This is a genomic window from Comamonas sp., from assembly GCF_036666375.1.
Taxonomy (GTDB): domain Bacteria; phylum Pseudomonadota; class Gammaproteobacteria; order Burkholderiales; family Burkholderiaceae_C; genus Comamonas.
The window spans coordinates 1-3,777 of record NZ_JAVWWA010000200.1; the positions used below are offsets into that span (position 1 = coordinate 1).

At 64.2% G+C, this 3,777-nt stretch carries 4 protein-coding genes; 1 reads left to right on the top strand and 3 read right to left on the bottom strand.

Annotated elements, in window-relative coordinates:
- The 3 genes from RR928_RS24480 to RR928_RS24490 form a co-directional block, all read right to left on the bottom strand.
- Positions 1-761, bottom strand: a 761-nt coding sequence (locus RR928_RS24480) for an acyltransferase family protein (protein ID WP_332684676.1), incomplete at its 3' end; no start/stop codon positions are given.
- Positions 762-823: 62 nt separating this feature from the next.
- Positions 824-1,909, bottom strand: a complete 1,086-nt coding sequence (locus RR928_RS24485; RefSeq protein WP_332538996.1) for a TFIIB-type zinc ribbon-containing protein — start codon at positions 1,907-1,909, stop codon at positions 824-826.
- Positions 1,910-2,039: 130 nt separating this feature from the next.
- On the bottom strand, positions 2,040-3,188 hold the full coding sequence (locus RR928_RS24490; RefSeq protein WP_332684678.1) for an SPFH and helix-turn-helix domain-containing protein: 1,149 nt from the start codon (positions 3,186-3,188) through the stop codon (positions 2,040-2,042).
- Positions 3,189-3,367: 179 nt separating this feature from the next.
- Here RR928_RS24490 and RR928_RS24495 point away from each other — a divergent pair.
- Positions 3,368-3,777: glycine--tRNA ligase subunit alpha (locus tag RR928_RS24495; protein WP_332684680.1), on the top strand; the 410-nt coding region annotated here is incomplete at its 3' end.

Sequence of the window (3,777 nt, forward strand, 5' to 3'; positions counted from 1 at the left end):
AGCGATGGCGGCGTGAATTTCGCGAGGAAAATGATGGCCAGGAATATCAGCGCAATGCCGCCGTGGTAGCGGATCCTGTCCTTGTGAAAATACAGCGTGGCGCCAATGAAAAAGCAGGCCGCAAGCCGCAAGGCGACCGAGAGTTCGGCCGCGCCCAGAACGATGTAAGGGCCGCCCAGGTCGAAATTGCGCAGGGCGAATACAACCAGGATGCACAGGCCCGCCGCCAGTGCCGAGAACGTGGCCGAAAGAATGCCCGCCAGGCCCATGACCAGGACCATGGCGTACATGAAAACCTCGACGGGCAAGGTCCAGAGCGAGCCATTGACTGCGTGCGGAAAGAGATTTTCCGCGAAGACCAGCGGCAGATTGTATTGAATGCTCAGGGCAATATTGCCCAGGTAGGCTCGCGTCTGCTCGTGGGCTATGTAGTCGCGCAAATCAAGCGGGGTCAGGAATGCGCCCAGCACAATGGAGAAAAGCACAGCAAAGAACAATGCAGGGAAAATGCGCAGGCATCTTTTCCATGCATAGTCGAGCGCGCTGCGGCTGCGGATATACGAGGCGGAAATCAGATATCCGCTGATCACAAAGAAAGTACACAGCGCGATGTCGCCGCCGGTATGCCCGAAAGTCCAGAGAAAAGGTTCCTCTATCGCTCGTCCGGCCAGCGGATAGGAGTGGCTGAACATCACCAGGATGGCGGCGATCAGTCGAATCAGGTCGAGATTCCGGTTGCGCGCTGGGGACGGGGTGGACATTGAATGGCTTCGATAGGGCGGGCTTTGCGGGAGGCATTCTCCCATCGGCACCCGGTCCCCGCTTATTGGCTCATCGATACCAGCACCAGCACCACCAGCAGCGCAAGGATCACCGCCAGCGTGATCTTGACCCAGCTATAAGGCTGCTCGCCGGCGATCTGTCCGGTGTAGCCGTTGGCGACGATCTGGTAGCTCTTGCGGCCGTAGGTGTAGCCCACGAGCCAGACCGGCATCAGCGTGTGCTTGAACGTGCGGCCCTGGTAGCGGCTTTGCACGCGCAGGTTGCGCTGGGTGTCACCCGGGACCTGGCGCGAGCACATCTGGCGCACCGCGTCATCCATGTCCTGCCGGTTGAGTTCGGCCGCCTTGCCCAGGTCGACCTGGTAGCGTTCCACGGTCCAGCCGCGCACGAACTCGGGCGTATAGGGCTTGAGGTCGGTCGTGGTCGGGAAAGGCTCTATCTTGCGCAGCAGCGCCGCGTGCACGCCCACGGTGCCCGGCACCAGCGCATCGTCGAAGAAGTGCGCGAGCTGTCCGGACGCGGGCTCCCAGCGCACATGCTGCACCTGGCGCGTCTGGGTGTTGCCGTTGGCGTCGCGGTAGGTTTCGGTCGTGTAGTAGTAGAAGCCGGCGTCGGCCTGCCATGCGGCCTGCACATGGGCGTCGAAAGTCCAGTAGGGCAGGTACAGGCCCTTGAGCGTATCGGTCAGCGCGGCGTTCTTGAGCTTGTTGGGCGCGAACCAGCGCGAGCCATACCATTTGCGGATCGCGTCGCGGATCTGGCCGTCGCTGATCTTGAACGGCAGGATGCTCTGCGGCGTGATCGCGTCGTTGCGTTCCTCATGCGCGACGATGGCCGGCGAGCCGCAGAAGTCGCAGCGCTGGGCCGTGCGTCCGTCGACGAACACCGAGATCGCGCGGCAGTTCTGGCATTGCACTTCGCGCCGCTGCTGGCCCCAGCCGCGGCCCGCTTGCGGGTTCTGCAGCGCCGCGGCCAGGTCCTGCTCGACCACGGCATTGCCCAGTTCCTGTTGCTGGGCTTCGCTCCAGGGAACGACGGTGCCGCAGTAGGGGCAGCGCAGGGCCTGGGCCTTGGCGTTCCATTCGAGGTTGGCGCCGCATTCGGGGCAGGGATGCTTGCCGACCATGGCTGGAGGCGGTGCTTCGGCCACGGCCGAATAGCCGGCATCGGGAGAGCGGGAGGGTTCTGGGGTCACGGCCAAGCCACCTTGGCGCCGCAAGGGCGCCGGTCGTCGATATGCGGGAGAGGCGCGGGTTTCAGCCGCGCAGGTATTCGTCCAGGGCGTTTTGCGCGATGCGCCAGTTGGCGCCGATCTTGCGTGCCTTGAGGTGGCCGGCTTCTATTTCGGTCATCACGTCGGCCAGCTCCACGCCCAGCACCTGCGCGGCCTGCTCGGGCGTGAGCACCTGCAGCGCCGCGGGAGCGGCCGCCGGCGTCTGTGCCGACTGGGCCGCTGCGGGCGAGAACGGGTCCGCCGGGGCGGCCGTGCCACCGCCGGGGGGCGCTGTTCCTACGCCTGCCGTACCCACGCCCGCCGTTCCGGCGGGCGCCGACTGCATGCTGCGCATCATTTCCTGCGCCATGCCAAAGCCCATGGCCATGGTCGCGGGCATGGTCGCCGCGGCGCTGCCTTCGCCGCCGGCCGCCATGGCCTGGCCCATCTGGTACTTCACATAGTCGTTGAGGTTGCCGATCGCGCCCATGCTCGAGCGCTTGTCGATCGCCTGCTCGACTTCGGGCGGCACCGACACGTTCTCCAGGATGAAGCTGCTGATCTCCAGGCCGTACTTCTCGCGCATCGCGGGGTTGATCAGCTGCAGCAGCGCGTCGCCCAGGTCGCTGTAGCGCGTGGCGACATCGAGCACCGGAACCTGGGCCTTGGCCAGGGCCTCGGTGAACACGCTCACGATGCGCGAGCGCATGGTGTCGGCGAACTCGTCGAGGCGGAAGTTCTGGTCGGTGCCCGCGACTTCCTTGAGGAACTTGGGCGCTTCGACGATGCGGAAGTCGTAGGAGCCGAAGGCGCGGATGCGGACCACGCCGAAGTCCTTGTCGCGCATCATCACGGGGTTGGCCGTGCCCCATTTGTTGCCCGTGAACAGCCGCGTGTTGAGGTAGTAGACGTCGCACTTGAACGGCGACTGGAAGCCGTATTTCCAGCCCTGCAGCGTCGACAGGATGGGAATGTTCTGCGTGCTCAGCGTGTGCTTGCCGGGCTGGAACAGATCGGCGAACTGGCCGGCCGAGACGAACTGCACCTGCTGCGACTCGCGCACGATCAGCTGCGCGCCGTTCTTGATTTCCTTGTCCTCGTCAGGCCAGCGGTACGACAGCGTGTCGCGCGAATCATCGGTCCATTCGATGACTTCGATCAGTTGCTTGGTGATGATGTTCAACAGACTCATGACTGGCCTTGGCGGAGTGGAAAACGTGCAGCACATTGTAGGGCGACCCATGCCCCGAGCATGCCCATGGGGGCAGGCGCGGGCGGCAAACCCGGGCGCCGACATAAAATCACGGTTTACGCGCGCAGCGCGCGCCCTTATCGAAGCGCAGGACCGGCCTGCCGCAAGCTCAAAAAGTCATGCTGACATTCCAACAAATCATTCTGAAATTGCAGTCGTACTGGGACGCCCAGGGCTGCGCCCTGTTGCAGCCCTATGACATGGAAGTGGGTGCTGGTACCTCGCACACCGCGACCTTCTTGCGCGCCCTCGGCCCCGAGCCGTGGAAAGCCGCCTATGTGCAGCCCAGCCGCCGTCCCAAGGATGGCCGCTACGGCGAGAACCCGAACCGCCTGCAGCACTACTACCAGTTCCAGGTCGTGCTCAAGCCCGCGCCCGACAACATTCTCGAGCTCTATCTGGGCTCGCTTGAAGCCCTGGGCTTCGATCTGAAGCAGAACGACATCCGCTTCGTCGAGGACGACTGGGAAAACCCGACGCTGGGCGCCTGGGGCCTGGGCTGGGAAGTCTGGCTCAACGGCATGGAAGT